This window comes from Albidovulum sediminis, assembly GCF_025380365.1.
GTDB classification, from domain to species: domain Bacteria; phylum Pseudomonadota; class Alphaproteobacteria; order Rhodobacterales; family Rhodobacteraceae; genus Albidovulum; species Albidovulum sediminis.
Genome location: NZ_JAOCQF010000001.1, coordinates 1750923 through 1771920, shown reverse-complemented (window position 1 = coordinate 1771920; position 20998 = coordinate 1750923). Strand labels below are relative to the sequence as shown.

At 68.8% G+C, this 20998-nt stretch carries 22 protein-coding genes and 1 tRNA gene; 16 read left to right on the top strand and 7 right to left on the bottom strand.

The window, feature by feature from the left end; genetic code table 11:
* Position 1: 1 nt before the first annotated feature.
* From ehuD to doeB, 6 genes are read left to right on the top strand one after another with little or no spacing between them, the layout of a single operon-like run.
* The gene (ehuD, locus tag N5I32_RS08735) at positions 2-661 is read left to right on the top strand and encodes an ectoine/hydroxyectoine ABC transporter permease subunit EhuD (RefSeq protein ID WP_261495013.1); all 660 of its coding nucleotides are present in this window, start codon (positions 2-4) and stop codon (positions 659-661) included.
* Entirely contained in the window at positions 658-1422 is a 765-nt protein-coding gene (gene eutA / locus N5I32_RS08730) for an ectoine utilization protein EutA (protein ID WP_261495012.1), read from the top strand. The genes ehuD and eutA overlap by 4 nt, the downstream gene beginning before the upstream one ends.
* A complete protein-coding gene (gene eutB / locus N5I32_RS08725; RefSeq protein ID WP_261495011.1) occupies positions 1419-2384 on the top strand; it encodes a hydroxyectoine utilization dehydratase EutB in 966 nt (321 codons plus the stop codon). Before eutA ends, eutB begins: the two co-directional genes overlap by 4 nt.
* On the top strand, positions 2381-3364 hold the full coding sequence (gene eutC / locus N5I32_RS08720) for an ectoine utilization protein EutC (protein WP_261495010.1): 984 nt from the start codon (positions 2381-2383) through the stop codon (positions 3362-3364). Before eutB ends, eutC begins: the two co-directional genes overlap by 4 nt.
* A gap of 43 nt (positions 3365-3407) precedes the next feature.
* Entirely contained in the window at positions 3408-4589 is a 1182-nt protein-coding gene (doeA, locus tag N5I32_RS08715) for an ectoine hydrolase DoeA (protein WP_261495009.1), read from the top strand.
* A gap of 3 nt (positions 4590-4592) precedes the next feature.
* Positions 4593-5600: a N(2)-acetyl-L-2,4-diaminobutanoate deacetylase DoeB gene (doeB, locus tag N5I32_RS08710; protein ID WP_261495008.1), complete on the top strand. Its 1008-nt coding sequence runs from the start codon at positions 4593-4595 to the stop codon at positions 5598-5600.
* A 115-nt stretch (positions 5601-5715) separates the two neighbouring features.
* Here the strand turns inward: doeB and N5I32_RS08705 are convergent.
* Positions 5716-5803: transfer RNA gene (locus N5I32_RS08705), tRNA-Ser, on the bottom strand.
* A 320-nt stretch (positions 5804-6123) separates the two neighbouring features.
* Between N5I32_RS08705 and N5I32_RS08700 the strand changes: the two genes are divergently transcribed.
* The 10 genes from N5I32_RS08700 (at position 6124) to N5I32_RS08655 (ending at position 15361) form a co-directional block, all read left to right on the top strand.
* Positions 6124-7092: an SPOR domain-containing protein gene (locus N5I32_RS08700; protein WP_261495007.1), complete on the top strand. Its 969-nt coding sequence runs from the start codon at positions 6124-6126 to the stop codon at positions 7090-7092.
* Between the two features lie 19 nt (positions 7093-7111).
* Positions 7112-8272: a D-alanyl-D-alanine carboxypeptidase family protein gene (locus N5I32_RS08695; protein ID WP_261495006.1), complete on the top strand. Its 1161-nt coding sequence runs from the start codon at positions 7112-7114 to the stop codon at positions 8270-8272.
* 7 nt (positions 8273-8279) lie between these two features.
* Positions 8280-8906 (top strand): dTMP kinase, encoded by a 627-nt coding sequence (tmk, locus tag N5I32_RS08690; RefSeq protein WP_261495005.1) that lies wholly within the window; start codon positions 8280-8282, stop codon positions 8904-8906.
* A complete protein-coding gene (locus N5I32_RS08685; protein WP_261495004.1) occupies positions 8903-10033 on the top strand; it encodes a DNA polymerase III subunit delta' in 1131 nt (376 codons plus the stop codon). The genes tmk and N5I32_RS08685 overlap by 4 nt, the downstream gene beginning before the upstream one ends.
* 7 nt (positions 10034-10040) lie before the next feature.
* The gene (locus tag N5I32_RS08680; protein WP_261495003.1) at positions 10041-10874 is read left to right on the top strand and encodes a TatD family hydrolase; all 834 of its coding nucleotides are present in this window, start codon (positions 10041-10043) and stop codon (positions 10872-10874) included.
* Between the two features lies 1 nt (position 10875).
* On the top strand, positions 10876-11673 hold the full coding sequence (locus tag N5I32_RS08675; protein ID WP_261495002.1) for an MBL fold metallo-hydrolase: 798 nt from the start codon (positions 10876-10878) through the stop codon (positions 11671-11673).
* A gap of 4 nt (positions 11674-11677) precedes the next feature.
* On the top strand, positions 11678-12616 hold the full coding sequence (locus N5I32_RS08670; protein ID WP_261495001.1) for an AEC family transporter: 939 nt from the start codon (positions 11678-11680) through the stop codon (positions 12614-12616).
* A gap of 81 nt (positions 12617-12697) precedes the next feature.
* Positions 12698-13453, top strand: coding sequence for a class II aldolase and adducin N-terminal domain-containing protein (locus N5I32_RS08665; RefSeq protein WP_261495000.1), 756 nt, complete (start codon positions 12698-12700; stop codon positions 13451-13453).
* A 105-nt stretch (positions 13454-13558) separates the two neighbouring features.
* Positions 13559-14572, top strand: a complete 1014-nt coding sequence (locus N5I32_RS08660) for a ligand-gated ion channel (RefSeq protein WP_261494999.1) — start codon at positions 13559-13561, stop codon at positions 14570-14572.
* 84 nt (positions 14573-14656) lie between these two features.
* Complete coding sequence (locus N5I32_RS08655) at positions 14657-15361, top strand: Crp/Fnr family transcriptional regulator (protein WP_261494998.1); 705 nt, start codon at positions 14657-14659, stop codon at positions 15359-15361.
* Positions 15362-15447: 86 nt separating this feature from the next.
* Here N5I32_RS08655 and N5I32_RS08650 read toward each other — a convergent pair whose 3' ends face one another.
* From N5I32_RS08650 to N5I32_RS08625, 6 genes are read right to left on the bottom strand one after another with little or no spacing between them, the layout of a single operon-like run.
* Positions 15448-15720, bottom strand: a complete 273-nt coding sequence (locus N5I32_RS08650; protein WP_261494997.1) for a hypothetical protein — start codon at positions 15718-15720, stop codon at positions 15448-15450.
* Positions 15717-16268: a cytochrome c oxidase subunit 3 gene (locus tag N5I32_RS08645; RefSeq protein ID WP_261494996.1), complete on the bottom strand. Its 552-nt coding sequence runs from the start codon at positions 16266-16268 to the stop codon at positions 15717-15719. Before N5I32_RS08645 ends, N5I32_RS08650 begins: the two co-directional genes overlap by 4 nt.
* Complete coding sequence (locus tag N5I32_RS08640) at positions 16268-18220, bottom strand: nitric oxide reductase activation protein NorD (protein ID WP_261494995.1); 1953 nt, start codon at positions 18218-18220, stop codon at positions 16268-16270. The genes N5I32_RS08645 and N5I32_RS08640 overlap by 1 nt, the downstream gene beginning before the upstream one ends.
* 9 nt (positions 18221-18229) lie before the next feature.
* Positions 18230-19036 (bottom strand): CbbQ/NirQ/NorQ/GpvN family protein, encoded by an 807-nt coding sequence (locus N5I32_RS08635; protein ID WP_261494994.1) that lies wholly within the window; start codon positions 19034-19036, stop codon positions 18230-18232.
* 5 nt (positions 19037-19041) lie between these two features.
* Positions 19042-20439 (bottom strand): cbb3-type cytochrome c oxidase subunit I, encoded by a 1398-nt coding sequence (locus tag N5I32_RS08630; protein WP_261494993.1) that lies wholly within the window; start codon positions 20437-20439, stop codon positions 19042-19044.
* A gap of 12 nt (positions 20440-20451) precedes the next feature.
* Positions 20452-20904, bottom strand: a complete 453-nt coding sequence (locus N5I32_RS08625) for a c-type cytochrome (RefSeq protein ID WP_261494992.1) — start codon at positions 20902-20904, stop codon at positions 20452-20454.
* Between the last annotated feature and the right edge of the window lie 94 nt (positions 20905-20998).

Here is a 20998-nt window from a genome sequence, read left to right as displayed (position 1 = left end):
GATGCAGTGGGACTGGGCCTTCGTCGCAGAGATCACGCCGACCCTCTTGAGCGGGCTGAAACTGACGCTGCTGATCACGCTGCTGTCGGCCATGGTTGCGGCGGCCCTGGGGCTTGCCTTCGCCATCGCCCGCCGCTCTCCGAACCGGCTGGTCGCACGGCCGACGGGCGCTTTCGTGGAATTCATCCGGGGCACGCCGCTGCTGGTACAACTGTACTTCATCTTCTACGTCCTGCCCGACGCGGGCATCCTGCTTCCGCCGCTGGTGGCGGGCGTGATCGGGATGGGCCTGCACTACGCGACCTACACCGCCGAGGTCTATCGCGCCGGCATCGAGAATGTGCCGAAGGGCCAGTGGGAGGCCGCGCGGGCCACCAACCTGACGATGCGGCAGACCTGGGTGCATGTCGTCATCCCGCAGGCGGTGCCGCCGATGATCCCGGCGCTGGCGAACTACCTGATCGCGATGTTCAAGGAAACGCCGCTTCTCTCCGCCATCACCGTGCTGGAACTGATGAACCAGGCCAAATCGGTCGCCAACTCCAGCTATCGCTATGTCGAGCCGATGACGCTGGTCGGCGTCTTCTTCCTCGCCATGAGCCTGGTTTCCGTGGTCATGCTGCGCTGGCTGGAACGCCGCTACGGAAGGCTTGGCAAATGACCGAGATCGTCGTTTCCCCGCGTGCCCCGCGCCTTGATCCGCGCCCGGTGGCGCATCGCGTCGGGCTGGTGGCACTTTCCACCGACCACACGTCGGAGGTGGACTACGCCCGCATCCTGGCCCCGGCGGGGGTGGGTATCTACGTGAACCGCATTCCCTTCGCCAATCCCGTCACGCCCGAGACGCTCCGCGCGATGGAGGGCGACCTGGCCGAGGGCGCCGCCCTGATCCTGCCGGGCGAGGCGCTGGACGCGGTGATCTACGGCTGCACCTCGGCCTCGGTCTGCATCGGGGACGCGGCGGTGCGGGCGCAGGTGGCCAAGGGCAAGCCCGGCTGCCCGGTGGTGACGCCGATCTCTGGCGCGCTGAACGGGCTCACCGCGATGGGCGCGCGTCGCCTCTCGGTGCTGACGCCCTACACGGTCGAAACCACCCGGCCGATGGCCGCGATGTTCGAGGCCGAGGGCTTCGCGCTGGACCGGGTGACCTGCCTGAACATGACCGACGACCGCGACATGGCGCGGATCGCGCTGGACGATCTGGTGGACCTTGCCGCCGGCGCCGCCGATCCGGCCTCCGACGCGCTCTTCATCTCCTGCACCGCGGTTCGCGCGGCGGGCGTGATCGACCGGATCGAGGCCGCGACAGGCCGCCCGGCGCTGTCGTCGAACTATGCTGCGGCCTGGAACGTGGCGCGGATCTGCGGGCTTGATGGCGCCTTGGCGCCGGGCCATCTGATGCGGCTGGGCCTGCCGACATGACCGCGCCCCTGCCCGTCACGCTGGCCGATATCCGCGCCGCGGCGGAGCGGATTGCAGGCCGGGTGCGGCGCACCCCGATGCTGGCCGATCCGCGCCTTCCCGGCGTCTGGCTGAAGCAGGACTATCGGCAGGAAACCGGCGCCTTCAAGCTGCGTGGAGCGACAAATGCGCTCCTCTCGCTACCACCCGAGAGGCTCGTCCGGGGTGTCGTCACCGCCTCGACCGGCAACCATGGCCGCGCGCTGGCCCATGCGGCGCGGGCCGCCGGGGTGCGGGCGGTGGTCTGCCTGTCGCATCTGGTGCCCGCGAACAAGGTGCAGGCGGTGCGCGATCTGGGCGCCGAAGTGCGGATCACCGGCCAGAGCCAGGACGAGGCGATGGACGAGGTCGCCCGCGCCGTCGCCGGGGAAGGGCTGACCGAGGTGCCGCCCTTCGACCACCCGGCCGTGGTGGCGGGGCAGGGCACGCTTGGCCTTGAAATCCTTGACGATCTTCCTGCCCCCGCCGCCGTCCTGGTGCCGCTTTCGGGGGGCGGGCTGGCCGCGGGCGTGGCCACCGCCGTCAAGGCGCTTTCACCCGCGACCCGCGTGATCGGCGTGAGCATGGAACGGGGTGCGGCGATGGCGGCAAGCCTCGCGGCAGGTCGCCCGGTCGAGGTGCAGGAACAGGCCACGCTGGCTGACTCGCTGGGCGGCGGCATCGGCCTGCACAACAGCGTGACCTTCGACATGTGCCGCGCCCTTCTGGATGACGTGGTGCTGGTGAGCGAGGACGAGATCGCCGCCGCGATGCGCCATATCCACGCGGTCACGGGCGATGCCGTCGAAGGCGCCGCTGCCGTGGGCCATGCGGCGCTTCTGTCCGGCCGGATCGCCCCCGTGGCCGGCACCGTCTGCCTCCTCTCCGGCGCCAATGTCGCGCCTGCCACCTTTGCCCGCATCCTGGAAGGCCAAGCCGCATGAGAGACCCCGTCATCCTTCTGACCGAAGCCGATCTGCGCACGCTGGTGCCGCTGGACCTGGCCGCCGTCGACTGCGTCGAGGACGCCTTCCGCGCGCTGGCGACGAAACCTGTGGCGATGCCGCCGATCCTCAGGCTCGACATTCCCGAACACCGGGGCGAGGTCGACGTGAAGACGGCCTATGTGCCGGGTCTCGATACCTTCGCCATCAAGATCAGCCCCGGCTTCTTCAGCAACCCCGAGATCGGCCTGCCCTCGACCAACGGGATGATGGTGGTGCTGTCGGCGCGCACCGGCCTGGTGCAGGCGCTGCTCCTGGACAACGGCTACCTGACCGACGTGCGCACCGCCGCCGCCGGGGCGGTCGCGGCGCGGCACCTGGCGCGCGACGACTGCCGGACGGCGGCGATCCTCGGCGCGGGGATGCAGGCGGAGATGCAGGCGGTCGCGCTGTCGCTGGTGCGCCCGGTGCAGGCCTTCCGCATCTGGGCGCGCGATCCGGGCAAGGCAACGGCACTTTGCGACCGGCTGCGCGGACGCGGGCTTGCCGCGGCCCCCGCCACGACGGTCGAGGATGCGACATCGGGCGCGGACGTGATCGTGACGACGACGCCCGCGCCCTCGCCCGTCCTGCACGACGCGGCGCCGGGCCAGCACATCACCGCCATGGGCTCGGACGCCGAACACAAGAACGAGGTCGCGCCCGCGCTGCTGGCCCGCGCGACCTATGTCGCCGACCGCCTGTCGCAGACCCGTCGCCTGGGCGAGTTGCACCACGCCATCGCCACAGGCGCCGTGCCGGCCGACCGCGTTTTCCTTGAACTGGGCCAGGTCATCGCCGGCCTCGCCCCCGGCCGCAGCCGCCCCGACCAGATCACGCTTGCCGACCTGACCGGCACCGGCATCCAGGATACCGCCATCGCCGCCCTTGCCTTCGCCCGCGCCCGCGCGGCGGGGGCTGGCCAGAGTTTCACCGTCTGAGACCCGAAAGACCGGGCGCCCGCGCCCAGAGGAGGACCGACCCATGCCCGATGTGGACCTGCGCTTCACCCGCGCCGAATTCGCCGCCCGTCTGGAAAAGACGCGTCGCGCGATGGATCAGAAGGGGGTCGATCTTCTGATCGTGACCGATCCTTCCAACATGAACTGGCTGACCGGCTATGACGGCTGGTCCTTCTATGTCCACCAATGCGTGATCGTGCCGCCCGCGGGAGAGCCGATCTGGTTCGGCCGGGGCCAGGATGCCAACGGCGCCCGGCTGACCGCCTGGCTGCGCGAGGAGAACATCCTCGGCTATCCCGACCATTACGTGCAATCGACCGAGCGGCACCCGATGGACTACCTCTCGGGCATCCTCGCTGACCGGGGCTGGGGCGGCCTGCGCATCGGCGTCGAGATGGACAACTACTATTTCTCGGCCGCGGCCTTCGCCAGCCTGACGCGGCACCTGCCCAACGCCCGCTTCGTCGATGCGACCGCGCTGGTGAACTGGCAGCGCGCGGTGAAGTCGGCGCAGGAAATCGACTACATGCGCAAGGCCGGCCGTATCGTCGAGGCGATGCACGCCCGCATCTTCGACAAGATCGAGGTCGGCATGCGCAAATGCGACCTGGTGGCCGAGATCTACGATGCCGGCATCCGCGGCACCGACGGCTTCGGCGGCGATTATCCGGCGATCGTGCCGCTTCTGCCCTCGGGCCGCGATGCCTCAGCCCCGCACCTGACCTGGGACGACCGGCCGATGCAATCCGGCATGGGCACCTTCTTCGAGATCGCCGGATGCTATCACCGCTATCACCTGCCCCTGTCGCGCACCGTCTTTCTGGGCAAGCCGACGCAGGCCTTCCTCGATGCCGAACAGGCGACGCTCGAGGGGATGGAGGCCGGCCTTGCCGCCGCGAAGCCCGGCAACACCTGCGAGGACATCGCGCGCGGCTTCTTCGACGTGCTGGCAAAACACGGCATCCTCAAGGACAACCGCACCGGCTATCCGATCGGCGTCAGCTACCCGCCCGACTGGGGCGAACGCACCATGTCCTTGCGCCCCGGCGACCGCACCGTGCTGGAACCCGGCATGACCTTCCACTTCATGACCGGCCTCTGGCTGGAGGACATGGGGTTCGAGCTGACGGAATCCATCCTGATTACCGAAACCGGGGTGGAATGCCTGTCGAACGTGCCCCGCAAGCTGTTCGTGAAGGACTGAACCATGACGCAGACCCTGAAACCGTCGCCGATCTCGGCGACGGTGGACTTCGACGCAGACGGGGTGCAGCACGGCTTCCTGCGCCTGCCCTACTCGCGCGACGATGCGGCCTGGGGATCGGTCATGATCCCGGTGACGGTGGTGAAGAACGGCAAGGGCCCCACGGCCCTGCTGACCGGGGCCAATCACGGCGACGAATACGAAGGGCCGATCGCGCTGTTCGAACTGGCGCGATCCTTGCAGGCCGCTCGGGTGACGGGCCGGGTGATCATCGTTCCGGCGATGAACCAGCCCGCCTTCGCCGCCGGCACCCGCACCTCGCCCATCGACCGGGGCAACATGAACCGCAGCTTTCCGGGCCGCCCCGACGGTACGGTGACGGAAAAGATCGCCGACTATTTCCAGCGCGTTCTGCTGCCCATGGCGGATGTGGTGCTCGACTTCCACTCGGGCGGCAAGACGCTGGATTTCCTGCCGTTCTGCGCCGCCCACATCCTGCCCGACAAGGTGCAGGAGGCGCGCGCCTTCGACCTGGTCCGCGCGTTCGGCGCCCCCTACAGCGTCAGGATGCTCGAGATCGACGCGGTCGGCATGTATGACACCGCGGCCGAGGAAATGGGCAAGGTCTTCGTCACCACCGAGCTGGGCGGCGGCGGCACGGCGAGCGCGCGCACGGCCGGCATCGCCCTGACGGGGTGCCGCAACCTGCTGATCGCGGCGGGGATCCTGCAAGGCAAGCTCGACGCCCGGCCGACGCAGTGGCTCGACATGCCCGACGGCGACTGCTTCACCTTCTCGGAAGATGCCGGGATGATCCGGTTTCTGGCCGATCTGGGCGAACGGGTGGAAAAGGGTCAGGTTGTGGCCATGATCTATCCGACCGGCCGCACCGGCCTCGACCCGGTGGAGTTGAAGGCCCGCCGGGCGGGGCTTTTCACGGCGCGGCACTTCCCCGGACTGGTCAAGCCCGGCGATTGCGTTGCGGTGATCGCGGACGAAATCGCGGGCTGAGCCTGTCAGGGCAGGCAGGGCCACGACCGGGCCCTGCCGATCGTCGCCGTCAGCAGAGCGACGGCTCCGGGGGCCGCGCGATGGGCTGATGTCGATGGCATGCCATTCAAATCATTGGCGGAAGGGGTGGGATTCGAACCCACGGATGCTTGCACATCGGCGGTTTTCAAGACCGCTGCAATCGACCACTCTGCCACCCTTCCGTCGCTGGCCTTCGAAACCAGTGACTTCACCCGTGCGGCCTGGCTTCCGGTCCGGTGCCGACGCGGGTGCGAGCGGGCGCGCAGCGGGATTGCGCACCCTCCGCGGCACTTACGGCGCGCGCGGCGATTCTGAAAGGCCGAAATCCGCCCGTGGCCGGCCCTCTCGGCCGGCCGCAGTCTTTCCTTGCCCGCGTCGTGCGGCTAGTATGCCGCGCGAGGCAGAACGAAGCGGACGGACCCGGGCGGGAACAGCCGGGTACCGGTCCCTTGGCAAAGAGGCAGGCGGCGTGGCAACTGGCACGCGCGACATGGGGGCAAGGATGCCGGTGAGTTCAAGGATTGCGGTGGCCCTGACGGGGATGGCGGTCTTGCTGTCAGGCTGCGTGGGGGGAACCTCTCCCTTCGGCGGCGGCGGGGACGAGCCGACCACGGTGCAGGCACCGGCACGGCCGGGCAAGACCGAGGAACGCGAGGCGCCGGAGGCCTTCAGCCTGACCGACACCGCACTCTGGGACGGGCGGCCGTCGCTGGGCGGGATCTGGGTCGCGCATGGCTCGGTCACCACGCCGGAGCGGGTGATCATCCGCAACACCGAAAACGGCAAGTCGGTGAAGGGCGCGCTCTTCCGGCGCGAGCGGGAGTTTCCGGGGCCGTCGATCCAGATGTCCTCGGATGCCGCCGCCGCGCTCGGCGCGCTGGCGGGCCAGCCGGTCAAGGTGAGCGTCATCGCCCTGCGGATGGAAGAAGTCGCGCCGCCGCCGGCCGCCCCCGAGGATGGGGACGCGATCGAGACAAAGGCGATCGACCCGGTCGCGGCCACGGCCGCCGCCGCCATCGCCAAGGCCGAGGCGGACGCCCGCCCGGTGGCACGCCCGCGCAAACCCGCGGCGGCCGCACCCGCGCCGGCGAAAGCCGCGCCCGCGGCGGCACCGGCGGCGGCTGCCGCGCCTGCACCCGCGCCTGAACCCGCCCCGGCCAAGCCCGCGGCGGCGACGCCCGTGCCCGAAACGGCGGCGGAACCCGCGGCCCCGGCCGCGGAGGGGGCGCCGCTTTCGGGGGTGCTGAAGCAACCCTATGTGCAGATCGGCACCTTCAGCAGCGAGGAGAATGCAAAGCGTGCGGCGCTGGATCTGTCCAAGGCGGGCATGTCCGCGGTGGTGCGCAAGTCCGGCGAGGGTTCGGTCTGGCGCGTGATCGTCGGCCCCGCGCTCAGCGCCGCGGAACGCGACGCGCTGCTGGAGCGGGTCAAGTCGGCAGGATACCCCGACGCCTTCGCTGTCGGCGGCTGAATACTGGAAAGGACCACGAATGAGACCTCTGCGCAGCCTGCTCGTGATCGCGCTTGCCCTTGTCGCGGTGGCGCTTGCCGGCCGTGGCGAGGCCTTCGAGACCCGCGCGCGCCATGCCTGGGTCTATGACGTGACGACCGGCACCGTCCTTCTGGACAAGGCCGGGGAGGAGGCGGTGCCGCCGGCCTCGATGTCCAAGCTGATGACGGTCAACATGCTGTTCGAGGCGCTGCGCGATGGCCGCGTCTCGCTTCAGGACCGGTTCGCGGTATCCTCGCGCGCCAAGGCCATGGGCGGCTCGACCATGTTCCTGAACGAGACCGACCGCCCCACGGTCGAGGAACTGATCAAGGGCATCGTCGTGCTGTCGGGCAATGATGCCTGCGTCGTCGTGGCCGAGGGTTTGGCCGGGACGGAAGAGGATTTTGCCAAGAAGATGAACGAACGCGCGCGGGCGCTGGGTCTGGAACAGTCCACCTTCGCCAACGCCTCGGGCTGGCCGCATCCGAACCAGCGGATGAGCATGCGCGACCTCGGCGTTCTGGCGGTGCGCCTGATCACCGAGTTTCCGGAATACTACGGCTATTTCGCGCTGGCCGAATATCCGTTCGACAACCGCGCGCCCGACAACCGCTTCAATCGCAACCCGCTCCTTAAGCTCGGCATCGGTGCGGACGGCCTCAAGACCGGCCATACCCAGGAAGCGGGCTACGGCCTTGTCGGCTCGGCCGTGCAGAACGGGCGGCGCGTCGTCTTCGCCGTCTCGGGCCTCGAGAGCGAGCAGCAGAGGGCGGAGGAGGCGGAGCGGATCGTGTCCTGGGCCTTTCGCGAGTTCGTCCAGAAGACGGTCGCCACGGCCGGCACCCGGATCGCCGACGCGCCGATCTGGATGGGCTCGAAATCGCAGGTGGGCCTTGTCGTGCAGGAGGACCTCACGCTTCTCCTGCCGTCGCTGGCGCAGGACAGCCTGAAGGCCGAGATCAGTTATGCCGCGCCGGTCGAGGCGCCGGTCGAGGCCGGACAGGAACTGGCGCGGATGACGATCGAGATTCCCGGACATGATCCGGTCGTGGTCCCCCTGGTGGCCGAGGAGGCGGTGGCGAAAGGCGGCTTCGCGACGCGGCTGAAGACGGCCTTCGGCATCCTCTCGGCCCGCGCCATGACCGAATTCGCCAACTGACCGGCCGATGTTCATCAGCTTCGAGGGGATCGACGGTTCGGGCAAGTCCACGCAGGCGCGGCTCCTGGCGGAGACCCTGCGCGCCGGGGGGCGCGAGGTCGTGCTCACGCGCGAGCCGGGCGGCAGTCCGGGGGCTGAGGAGATTCGCCGGCTCGTGCTCGAGGGCGACCCCGACCGCTGGTCGGCGGAGACCGAGATCCTCCTTTTCACCGCGGCGCGGCGCGACCACATGGAACGCACGATCCTGCCGGCGCTGACGGCGGGGAAGGTCGTCATCACCGACCGCTTCGCCGATTCGACGCGGATGTATCAGGGCCTGTCGCGGGGCGACCTGCGCGCCATCGTGGACCAACTCCACGCCCTGATGATCGGCCGCGAGCCCGACCTGACCTTCGTCATCGACATGGACCCGGCCAAGGGTCTGGCGCGCGCGAAGGGGCGGGGCGGGAGCGAGGAACGGTTCGAGGATTTCGGCGAGGGGCTGCAGGCGCGGATGCGCGCGGGCTTCCTGGCGCTCGCACGGGAATTCCCCGGCCGCTGCCGGGTGATCGACGGCGACCGCCCCCCCGCGGCGGTGGCCGCGGAGATTGCCGCCATCGCGCAGAAGTCGCTCGCCTGGACACCCGCGCGATGAGCGAGGATGCCATCCCCGAGCCCGACCGGGTGGAGGGCGCGCCGCACCCGCGCGAGACGGCACGTATCTTCGGGCAGGATGCGGCGGAGCGTGCCTTTCTCGATGTCTACGGCAGCGGGCGGCTCCATCATGGCTGGCTTCTGACCGGGCCGCATGGCGTCGGCAAGGCAACGCTCGCCTGGCGCATCGCGCGGTTCCTGCTGGCCACGCCCGAACCCGGCGGCGGCGGCCTGTTCGGCGATGCGCCCGCGGCCCCCACGACCCTTGACATCGCGCCGGACCATCCCGTCGCGCGGCGCCTCGCGGCGGGGTCCGAAGGGCGGCTCTTCCTTCTGCGCCGCGCCTGGGACGAGGACAAGAAGAAGCTCAAGACCGTCGTCACCGTCGACGAGGTGCGCAAGCTGAGGTCCTTCCTGTCCTTGTCATCCGCCGATGGCGGGCGGCGCGTGGTCATCGTCGATACCGCCGACGAGATGAACCCGAACGCCGCCAACGCACTTCTGAAGATGCTCGAGGAGCCGCCGACCGGGGTGACGTTCCTGCTGGTGTCGCATCAGCCTTCGGGCCTGCTGCCCACCATCCGCTCGCGCTGCCGGGAACTGCGGCTGGCCCCCCTGTTGCCCGCCGATCTGGCCGCCGCGCTGGCTCAGGCCGGGGCCGAAACGCCCTCGGTCGACGCGCTTGCGGCCCTTTCGGGCGGTTCGGCCGGGGCGGCGGTCCGGCTGATCAACCTAGACGGGATCGAGGCTTATGGCGCCATCGTCGCGCTGTTCGAGGGCCTGCCCCGGCTTGACCGTATGGCGGCGATCCGTCTGTCCGACAGCGCCGCGGGGCGCGGGGGGGAGACGCGGTTCGACCTTCTCCTGACGCTCATCGACCTGTTCCTCGCGCGGCTGGCGCGGGCCGGGGTCGCCGGTCCGCCCGCGCCCGAGGCAGCACCGGGCGAGGGGGCGCTTTGTGCGCGCCTTTCCCCCGATCCCGCGGCAGGTCGGGCCTGGGCGGACCTGCATCAGAGCCTGGGCGCGCGCGCCCGTCACGGCCGGGCGGTCAACCTTGACCCCGCCGCGCTTCTCCTCGATATGATCCTGAAGATCGACGAGACGGCAGGCAGGCTTGCCGCGCGATGAGGCAGCCATGACCGAACCCACGCCCCCCCATGACGCCCCGCGCATCACCGACAGCCATTGCCACCTCGATTTCCCCGATTTCGCGGGCGAGACGGGGCAGATCGTGGCGCGGGCGCGGGCGGCCGGCGTGCACCGGATGGTGACGATCTGCACCCGGCTCAGGAACGAACCGCAGGTGCGCGCGATCGCCGAGGCGCATGACGGCGTCTTCTACGCCGCCGGCACCCACCCGATGAGCGCGGCCGAAGAGCCTATGGCGACGGTGGACGAACTTGTGGCGCTGGCGCGGCATCCGAAGTTCGTCGGCATCGGCGAAACCGGGCTCGACTACCACTACACCGCCGACAGCGCCGAGGTGCAGCAGACCTCGCTGCGCATCCACATCGCGGCGGCGCGCGAAACCGGCCTGCCGCTCATCATCCACGCCCGCGACGCGGACGAGGACATGGCCCGCATCCTGACAGAGGAGCACCGGGCAGGGGCCTATTCCTGCGTCATGCACTGCTTTTCCTCGGGCGCGGGGCTGGCGCGGGCGGCGCTCGACCTCGGCTTCTACCTGTCGATGTCCGGGATCGCCGCGTTTCCGAAAAGCGGCGACCTGCGCGCCATCTTCGCCGCCGCCCCCGTCGACCGCATCCTGCTGGAGACCGACGCACCCTACCTGGCGCCGCCCCCTCATCGCGGCCGAAGGAACGAACCCGCCTATACCGCCCACACCGCCAAGGCGGGGGCCGAGGTTTTCGGGATGACGCTCGCCGATTTCGCGGCGCAGACCGAGCGGAATTTCGAGCGTCTCTTTTCCAGGGCCGCGCGTGCCTCCTCGCTGGCCGGGGCGGCCTGAGATGGCGCGGCTTCGCTTCACCATCCTCGGCTGCGGATCGTCGGGGGGCGTGCCGCGGCTGGGCGGACTTTGGGGAGAGTGCGACCCAGCCAACCCGAAGAACCGCCGCACCCGCTGCTCCATGCTGATCGAGCGGACCGCGGGCGAGGGCACCACGCGGGTGCTGATCGACACCTCGCCCGACATGCGCGAACAGCTTCTGGCCGTGGGCGTGGGGGAACTCGACGCGGTCGTCTACACCCACGCCCACGCCGACCATGTCCACGGCATCGACGACATCCGGCAGGTCGTCTTCAACACCCGCCGCCGGATGCCGGTCTGGGCCGACGGGGCGACGCAGGACGCGCTGATTTCCCGTTTTGGCTATGCCTTCGTGCAGCCCGCGGGGTCGTCCTATCCGCCGATCTGCGACATGCACACGATCGCGGGGTCCTTCACCATCGACGGCGCGGGTGGCGCGGTCACGCTGACCCCCTTCCGGGTCGAACATGGCGCGATCGACGCGCTCGGCTTCCGCATCGGCGATCTCGCCTATCTGCCCGATGTGTCGGACATGGACGCGGAGGCCTGGGCCGCGGTCGAGGGGCTCGACTGCTGGGTGCTCGACGCGCTCCGCCGCAAGCCGCATCCGACGCATATCCACCTTGACCGGGCGCTCGAATGGATTGCCCGCGCGCGGCCGCGCCGGGCGGTCCTGACCAACGTGCACATCGACCTCGATCACGCGGCGGTCACCGCCGAAACGCCCGACCATGTCGAGGTGGCCTTCGACGGCATGACCATCGACTACGAGGTCTGACCGGGTGCAGGCGCTTTTCGAGGTCATCGTGCCCGTGTTCCTGCTGGTGGGGTTCGGCTATCTCGCCAACTGGCGGCGCTGGATCGCGGACGATGCGGTCGACGGGGTGATGCGTTTCGCACAGAACTTCGCGGTGCCGTGCCTGCTGTTCCAGTCGATGGCCGCGCTCGACCTGGGGGCGGAGTTCGACCTTGGCCTGCTTTCGGCCTTCTACGCCGGGGCGATGGCCTGCTTCGGGCTGGGATATGTCGGCGCGCGGCGGCTCTTCGGGCGCTCGCCCGTCGATGCGGTGGCCATCGGGTTCTGCTGCCTCTTCTCCAACACGCTGCTTCTGGGCCTGCCGATCATGGAGCGCGCCTACGGGACCGAGTCGCTGGCGGGCAACTTCGCGATCATCTCGATCCACGCGCCCATGCTTTACGCGGTGGGAGTCACCGCGATGGAACTGGCTCGCAGCCATGGCACCGGCCTTCCGGCGCGCCGGCTTGCGCGCCAGATCGGCGGGTCGCTGGTGCGCAACCCGCTGGTCATCGGCATCACCCTCGGGCTGGCGGTGAACCTTGCCCGGGTGCCGATGCCGGAACCCTTCATGGCCGCGGTCGGCATGATGGCGCGCGCGGCGCTGCCGGCGGCGCTGTTCGGCCTTGGCGGCGTGCTTGTCCGCTACCGCCCGGAAGGCGACATGAAGACCATCCTGATGGTCTGCGCGCTGTCGCTGCTGGTGCATCCGGCGATCACCTGGGGGTTGGGCCGCCATGTCTTCGGCCTGACGGTCGAACAGTTGCGCTCGGCGGTGGTCACGGCCTCGGCCGCACCCGGCGTAAACGCCTTCCTCTTCTCGGCGATGTACGGCGCTGCCCGGCGGGTCGCGGCCTCCTCGGTCCTGATCGGGACCGGGTTGGCCATCCTGACGGTGTGGTTCTGGCTGACAATCCTGCCCTGAGACGACAGCACCGGTCGCTTTCGGCGTGGCCAGTGCGGCCGATCCGTTCCACACTTGCCGCAACGGCAAGGGAGACGAGCGATGAGCGTGACGCGACCGAAGGCCAACATCGACCACTGGCAGGAACGGGTGGACCTGGCCGCCACCTTCCGCTGGACCGAGCGGCTGAACATGCACGAAGGCGTGGCCAACCATTTCAGCCTGGCGGTCAATGACGATGGCAGCCGCTTCCTGATGAACGCCAACCAGATGCATTTCTCGCGCATCACCGCGTCGAACCTGCTTTTGCTCGACGCCAACGATCCCGCCACGCTCGACCGTCCCGATGCGCCCGACCCCACCGCCTGGGGTCTGCACGGGTCGATCCACCGGCACTGCCCGCACGCCCGCTGCGTCATGCATGTCCATTCAATCCACGCGACCGTGCTGGCGAGCCTCGCCGACAGCACCCTGCCGCCGATCGACCAGAACACCGCTACGTTCTACGGGCGCTACGTGATCGATGACGCCTACGGCGGCCTCGCCTTCGAGGAGGAGGGGACACGCTGTGCGAAGATGCTCTGCGACCCGAAGATCAGGGTGATGATCATGGGTAACCACGGCGTCCTTGTCATCGGGCGCGACCCGGCCGACGCCTTCAACCGGCTCTATTACTTCGAGCGCGCTGCCGAGACCTATATCCGCGCGCTCCAGACCGGGCGGCCGCTGCGCGTGCTCAGCCACGAGATCGCCGAAAAGACCGCGCAGGAGCTTGACGACTACCCCGGCCAGGCCGAGGCGCACCTGCGCGAGATCAAGGCCATTCTGGACGCCGAGGGCAGTGCCTACGCCAGCTAGTGGCGTCAGCGCCCCGCGATCAAGCCGCTTGAAAGAAAATACGGTCGCAGGGCATAGTCCGATCGCGAGGGGAGGCCGCAGGAAAGCGGCACGAGGGGGGAAATCATGATTTTCAGACGCTTCTTGGCGTTTCTGTCGCTGGTGGGGCTGGTGCTTGCGACGGCGCTGCCCGGTCTGGCGCAGACGAACGGAACCACTGAAGGCGCGCTGGTCGCCGATGCCGTGACGCTGGGCGACAGCCTGACCGAGGTGCAGACCGGCATCTATGTCCTGCGACTGACCAATGTCTCCCCGCGCGACGGCAGTTTCGACGTCGATTTCTGGATCTGGTTCCGCTGGCAGGGGACCGATGTGCGCCCCGACCAGACCTTCGAGCTTGCGAATGGCGTGATCTCCAACCGGTCGGATACCGAGGTGCTGAACGACAACGGCTTCAACTACGCCACCGTCCGCGTGCAGGGGACGATCTACCAGCAGTTCGACGTGCGGGAATTTCCGCTCGACAACCACGTTCTGACCATCGACATCGAGGACGCGCAGTACGACGCCTCCAACCTCGTCTACGTGCCGGATGCGAGCACCGCGCTCGACCCCACGGTCGAGGTGGCGGGCTGGCAGGTCGGCCTTGGCCGCCCGAGCGCGGCGAACCACGTCTATCCCACCAACTACGGCCTGCAAGGCTCAGGCGTGGCCGAGTCAGCCTATTCCCGCTTCTCTGTGCCGATCACGCTGGAACGGACAAGCTTCGCGCCGCTTTTCAAGCTGTTCTGGATCTCGTTCCTCGCGGTCGTCCTCGGCCTTCTGGCGTTCAAGGTGAAATCGGACGACCTCGACGCGCGCTTCGGCATGGGCGTGGGCTCCATCTTCGCCGCCTCTGCCAACGCCTTCGTGATTTCCGACAGCCTGCCCGAGACGACCCACATCACGCTGGCCGAACAGATCAACCTGATCGCGGTCGGGGCGATCTTCCTGACCGTCTTCATCTCGATCTGGTCGCTGCGGCTGCGCTATGTCGAACGCGACGAGGCCTCCGTCACGCTCGACAACTGGTCGCTCGTCATCATCGGCGTGGGCTATGTGCTCCTGAATGCGGTGGTCCTTTTGCTGCACTTCGTGTAGGTAGCGGGGCGAGCCTGCCCTGCGCCTTCGGGTCAACCGTGGCGCGCGGGCAGCCCGGAGGCGCCGCACAGGCAAGGAGCGCAGATGAAGCCCGAACTGATGGAAATCGCGCGCCGCGCAACGCTTTTCCGGGGGATGTCGGAGGAGATCGCGGCGCAGGTCCTGTCGCAGGCGCGGTTGCGCAGCTTCGACCGCGGCGCCACCATCTTCCTTCAGGGCGAGCGGGCGAGTGCCATCTACATCGTGGTCAGCGGCTGGGTGAAACTCTACCGCATCGCCCCGAATGGCACCGAGGCGGTGGTGGGCGTCTTCACCAAGGGCCGCAGCATCGGCGAGGCGGTGGCCTTCCGCCATGACGTCTATCCGGTCGCGGCCGAGGCCGTCACCGACTGCGAGGTGATCCGGATCGAGGCCGACAGCGTCCTGCGCCTTCTCCAGGACAATCCCGGCATCGCGGTGTCGATCCTGGCCGCGACCTTCGCCCATCTGCACGGGCTGGTGGAACAGATCGAACAGCTCAAGGCGCAGACCGGGGCGCAGCGGGTGGCCGAATTCCTGCTGGAACTGTCGGACTGCCGCGAGGGCGCCTGCACGGTGACGCTGCCCTATGACAAGGTGCTGATCGCCGGACGCCTCGGGATGAAGCCCGAAAGCCTGAGCCGCGCATTCGCCAAGCTCAGGAGCTTCGGCGTCAGCGTGCACCAGAACCATGCGAAGATCGCCGATGTCTCGCGCCTGCGCGACTATGCCGAGGAAGACCCGGCGCTGGCCTGGAACCGGCCTGCCTGACCCTGTCCTGGGGATCCTGCGGCGCATCGGGCCGCGGGCCCGATGCATGCCTTTCCCCTCGCAGCCTTCGCCCCGGCGAAGGCGGCTCAACCCGCGAGGTAGAGCCCGAGGAGAAGCGCCGCGTAGAGCGCGAGCGTCAGGCCAAAGCCGCGGCGGAAGGCCGGGGCCTCTTCAAGGCGGAGATAGGCGTTCAGGATCGTGCGCGCCTTGGCCCAGGCCAGCGTCAGGATCGCCGCGCCCGCCGCGGCAAGCGGCGCGCCGGCCAGGCCGCCCCCGGTGACGGCGACCGCAAGTGCGGTCGATCCGGCGGAAAGCGCGATGAGCGTGGCCCAGGCGCGGGTGGGGGAGGGATGTCTCATCGCAGCAGGTAGATGACCGGGAAGACCAGCACCCAGACGAGGTCGACCATGTGCCAGAAGGCGGCCCCCGCCTCGACCTCGCGAGGTCGGCCACGGAGCGCGACAAGAAGAAGGACGAGGACGCCCGCCGCGACATGGGCCGCGTGAAAGCCGGTGATGAGGTAGTAGAACGTGAAGAAGGGATGCGTCTCCACCCCGATCCCCTGTGCCGCCTTGTCGGCATATTCGACGCCCTTGATGGCGAGGAAGACAAGGCCGAGTGCCGCGGCGGCGGCCAGTTGCCAGCGGGCGCGGGCGATGTGCCCGACCTCGACCGCGCGGGCGCCCAGGGCCGCGAGCCAGCCCGAGGTGACGAGGACGAGCGTGTTGAAGCCCGCCCCGGCGCGGTGGAGGTGGTCCTGTGCTGCGGCGAAACCGGCGGGGTCGGTCAGGCGCACCGCGAGAAAGGCCGCAAGCCCCGCGCCGAAGACAAGGAGTTCCGAGACGATCAGCACCCAGATCATCAGGTCACCGGGAAGGTCGTCGAACGGGGTCCGCGCCTCGTCCATCAGGCGCCGACAAGCTGGCGGTAGATCTGCGGCAGCGCCTGCGTCAGCTTTTCGGGATGCGGGATCAGCGCATAGCCGCCCTGGCCGAACAGCCGCGGGAACCAGGACTTGCCGTCGCGGTCCACGGTAATGCCGAAGACGGCGTGGCCCATCCGCCGCGCCTCCTCGATCGCCTTGCGGCTGTCCTCGATCCCGTGGCGCCCCTCGTAGTGGTCAAGGTCGTTGGGCTTGCCGTCGGTAATGACGAGGAGGAGTCTGCGCCTGCGCGCCTCGCGCGAAAGCCCGGCCGAGGCATGGCGGATCGCGGCGCCGAGGCGGGTGTAGAAGCCCGGCTTCAGCCCCGCGATGCGGGCTTCCACCGTGGCCGACATCGGCTCGCCGAAGCGCTTGGCGGTCTGGAGATAGACGCGGTCGCGCTTGAGCGAGGAAAAGGCGTGGATGGCAAAATCGTCGCCGCAGGCGTCGAGACCCCAGGAGAGTGCAGCCAGCGCCTCGCGCTCGATGTCGATGACGGCGCGGCCCTCGTGGCCGTGGCCCGGCACCGCCGCCTCGGTCGAGCGCGAGACGTCGAGAAGGATCGACACGGCAAGGTCGCGCTTCTCGCTCCGGTTCTGGAGCCAGACACGGTCGTCGCCCTCGCCTGTGGCCAGCAGGTCCACGCGGGCGCGGATCGCGCGGTCGGTGTCCAACTCGTCCCCGTCGCGGTGGCCGGCGGTCAGGATGCGGGCGGGGCGCAACGCCTCGAACTGGCGGCGGACGGCACGGATGCGCCTTGCCGCCCTGGGATCGGAGCGGAACGCCGGCTCCGCATCGCTCGCCTCCACGGCCGAGGTCAGGACGCGGACATGGGCGGGCAGGTAGGCGCCGGTGCGGGCGTCCCATTCGGGATAGGTGGCGGTGCCCGAAAGCGCCTCGCGGTCCACGTCCTCGGGCGCGAGGTCGAGGTGCAGCTTCAGCCGCGTCGCAGGCGCCTTGGAAATCTGGCCAAGGCCGATCTCGTCCATGTCGTCGGCGGCCTTCTTCGCATCGTCATTGTCGTCCTCCTCGACCCGGCGGTTGAGGTTGATGAACTCGGCCCAGGACAGGATCGCCTCGAACTTGTGCAGGATGAAGCTGTCGTTGCGTTCGATCTGGTCGGACTTGCGCCGGCGGGCGCGGTGGGCGCGGCCCTCGCCCTGTTCCGGCGCGCCCTCGGTGTCGCGCGTCTCGACGGCGGTGGCGGCCGAGAAGGCGAGGGGGCGCAGGTCCGGCCAAAGGGCCACGGGGCGGAAGGGGCGGTAGCCGCGGGGTGCCCGCCAGGGGGCGAGATCGCCGGTTTCAAGCGCGCGGCGCATCCGCTCCGCCTTGGGCGACAGGGCCGCCGGATCGCCAAGCAGGTGGCGGATCACCGCCTCCATCGTCCGCTCGGCCTCGGGCAGATGCGGCACGCGGCGGGTGACGAGATGGGCCTTGCAGAGGTCGGCGTGAAGGCCGGCGAAGCCCGGCGTGTCGGCAAGCGTCGCGCGCGTCATCTCCTGCGCGGCGATCAGCGCGGCAAGGTCGGCGCGAAGGGGGTCATCCTCGGTCCGCGGAGCGCCGGCATGGGCGGCGGCAGCCGTCAACCAGATGTAGAGCGCGGCGTTCGCCTCTGCGGCCGGAAACACGGCCAGGCTTTCGGGCAGGCGCAACGCCTCGCCGTCGAAGCTCGCGCGCGGGGTTTCCTCAGCCTCGGTGCCGAGGCGGCGGCGCAGCGACAGCCGGTGCGCGGATCGTTCCGGCGCCACCGGCTTGATCTCGACGGCCGGACTGCCGCCGAGGCCGCGGAAAAGGACTGCCAGCCGTCCGCCGACCTCGGAAAGGCCGACACGGGCTCCGTCGTGGACGCTTGGCGCGTCAAGACGGCTGGCATAGGCGTGCCACAGTTTCCCGACGGTTTCCTCGGGTTCCCATGGCTCGAAGTCGATCCCGGACATCTGCCGGCCTCACCCGAAAACGGCGGTGACGAGATCGAGGAGCCCGCGCCTTGTATCCTCGTCATCCGTCAGCGGCTCGATCATCGCCGCGCGGATGGCGCGGTCGGGCGCCATGCCTTGCGCGATGAGCGTGGCCGCATAAACGACGAGGCGGGTCGAGGTGCCTTCCTCCAGGTCCTGGCCCTTGAGCGCGCGGAACTTGTTGGCGAGCCGGACAAGGGGCTTCACGCGGTCCTCGGCAAGGCCGCTTTCGCGGACGACGACGGGGATCTCGTGCTCGGGCTTCGGGAAGGTGAAGTCGAGGCTGACGAAACGCTGGCGGGTCGAGGGTTTCAGCGTCTTGAGGATGTTCTGGTAGCCGGGGTTGTAGGAGGCGACGAGCATGAAGCCGGGTGCGGCCTCCAGCTCCTCGCCGGTCCGGTCGATCGGCAGGATGCGCCGGTCGTCGGTCAGCGGGTGCAGGACCACGGTGACGTCCTTCCTCGCCTCCACCACCTCGTCGAGGTAGCAGATCGCGCCCTCGCGCACCGCGCGGGTCAAGGGGCCGTCGACCCACACCGTCTCGCCGCCCTTCAGCAGATAGCGCCCGATCAGGTCGGCGGCGGAAAGGTCGTCGTGGCAGGCCACCGTGTAGAGCGGTCGGCCCAGTCGCGCGGCCATATGGGCGACGAAGCGGGTCTTGCCGCAGCCGGTCGGCCCTTTCAGGAGAACCGGAAGGCAGTTGCGGTAGGCGGCGGCGAAGATGTCGCACTCGTCGCCCTGCGGCAGGTAGAAGGGGGCGTCCGCCGCCCCCTTCAGGTCAAAGGTTCCATCCATCGTTCTCACTCCGCGGCCATGTGGTCGGGATCATGCGCGATCCGGTCCTGTTCCAGCGGGCCAGGCTCGATGATCTCGCGCCGGGGGACCAGCACGGCGTAGATGAACAGCACCGCGCCGAGCACGACCGCCACGCCCGAGCCGAAGCGCATGGCGAAGAAGATCCAGAGCTGGTCCTGCACGTCCATGTAGGCCTCGCCCATCACCCGCTGCAGGTGCGTCTGCACGGTGCCCGCGAAGGTCAGCGTGAAGGTCATGAAGACCATGCCGCCCGACATCAGCCAGAAGGACGCCATGTTGAGCACCTGATTGTAGGGGTCGCGCCCTTTCAGGATCGGCATGGCATAGCTGATGATCGCGAGGTTCAGCGACACATAGGCGCCGAAGAAGGCGAGGTGCCCGTGGGCGGCGGTGATCTGCGTGCCGTGGGTGTAGAAGTTCACCCCGTGCAGCGTGTGCAGGAAGCCCCAGACGCCGGCGCCGAAGAAGGCGAGCGTGGCGCAGCCAAGGCTCCAGAGGAGTGCCGCCTTGTTCGGGTGATCGCGCCGGCCTTTCCAGACCATGACGAAGGCGAAGGCCATCATCGCGAAGAACGGCACCACTTCGAGGCTTGAGAAGATCGAGCCGATCCACTGCCAGTAACCGGGCGTGCCGATCCAGTAGTAATGGTGCCCGGTCCCGAGGATGCCCGAGAAGAGCGCGGCGGCGACGATGACGTAAAGCCATTTCTCCACCACCTCGCGGTCCACCCCCGTCAGCTTCAGCATCAGGAAGGCCAGGATCGAGGCCATGATCAGTTCCCAGGTGCCTTCCACCCAGAGGTGGACGACATACCACCAGTACATCTTGTCGAGCGCGAGGTTCGAGGGGTTGTAGAAGGCGAAGAGGAACAGCAGCGCCAGCCCCCAGAGGCCGAGCAGCAGGATGTTGGTGATCGCGGTCTTGCGCCCCGCCAGCACCGTCATGGAGACGTTGAAGAGGAAGATCAGCGCCGCGACGACGATCCCGACCTTGACCCAGAGCGGTTGCTCAAGGAACTCCCGCCCCTGCTTGCCGAGCAGGAAGTTGCCCTCGAACAGGTTGAAGAAATAGGTCACGACGACGCCCGCGGTGCCGAGGACGAAGATCGCAAGCTGGATCCAGGCCAGCGTCGGCGAATAGATCTCGCGTTCGCTTTCCTCGGGCAGCAGATAGTAGGCCGCGCCGAAGAAGCCCAGCAGCAGCCAGACGATCAGGCTGTTGGTGTGCAGCATGCGGCCGATGTTGAAGGGCAGGATTTCCGACAGGAAGTTGCCGTCGACATAGATCCAGCCGAGGACAAGCCCCAGCGAGACCTGCACGGCAAAGAGCGCCATCGCCACGACGAAGTAGGCGAGCGCGATTTTCTGTGTCTGGTATTTCATCGGCGTGTCTCCTCAGCCCGCGTCGTTCGGCGGCCAGTCCTGGGCGCGGATCTTGTTCGTCCACAGCAGGAAGTCGGCCAGTTGGCGGTATTCCTCGTCGCTCAGGTTGAACTGCGGCATCTGCCGGCGGCCCTCGATGCCCGTGGGCATGGCGTCCATCCAGCCCTTGAGGGTTTCGAAGGCGGCCTGCGGGTCGTCCGCGACGCCCCAGCGGGTCATCACGTTGCCAAGCTCGGGCGCGAAGTAGGCGCCTTCGCCAAGGATGGTGTGGCAGTTGATGCAGGCCTTCTCTTCCCAGATGTGCTTGCCTGCCGCGACGCTGTCGGTCAGCCCGGCCGCGTCGGTCGATGTCGTGCGGATGTAACGGTGGCTTTGCGCCGTCAATCCGACGAAGATGATGATGAAGAACAGGGAGCCGCCATAAAAGATATTGCGGGCCATGCTCTTGGTCATGACTTCGCGCATTGCGCATTCTCCTTCGCGGAGCGGTTGATCGTGCCGGCACCATCGCCGCGACGGGGCCCGCGGTCCTTAACGAAAGTCAAACGAGCGCGGGAAA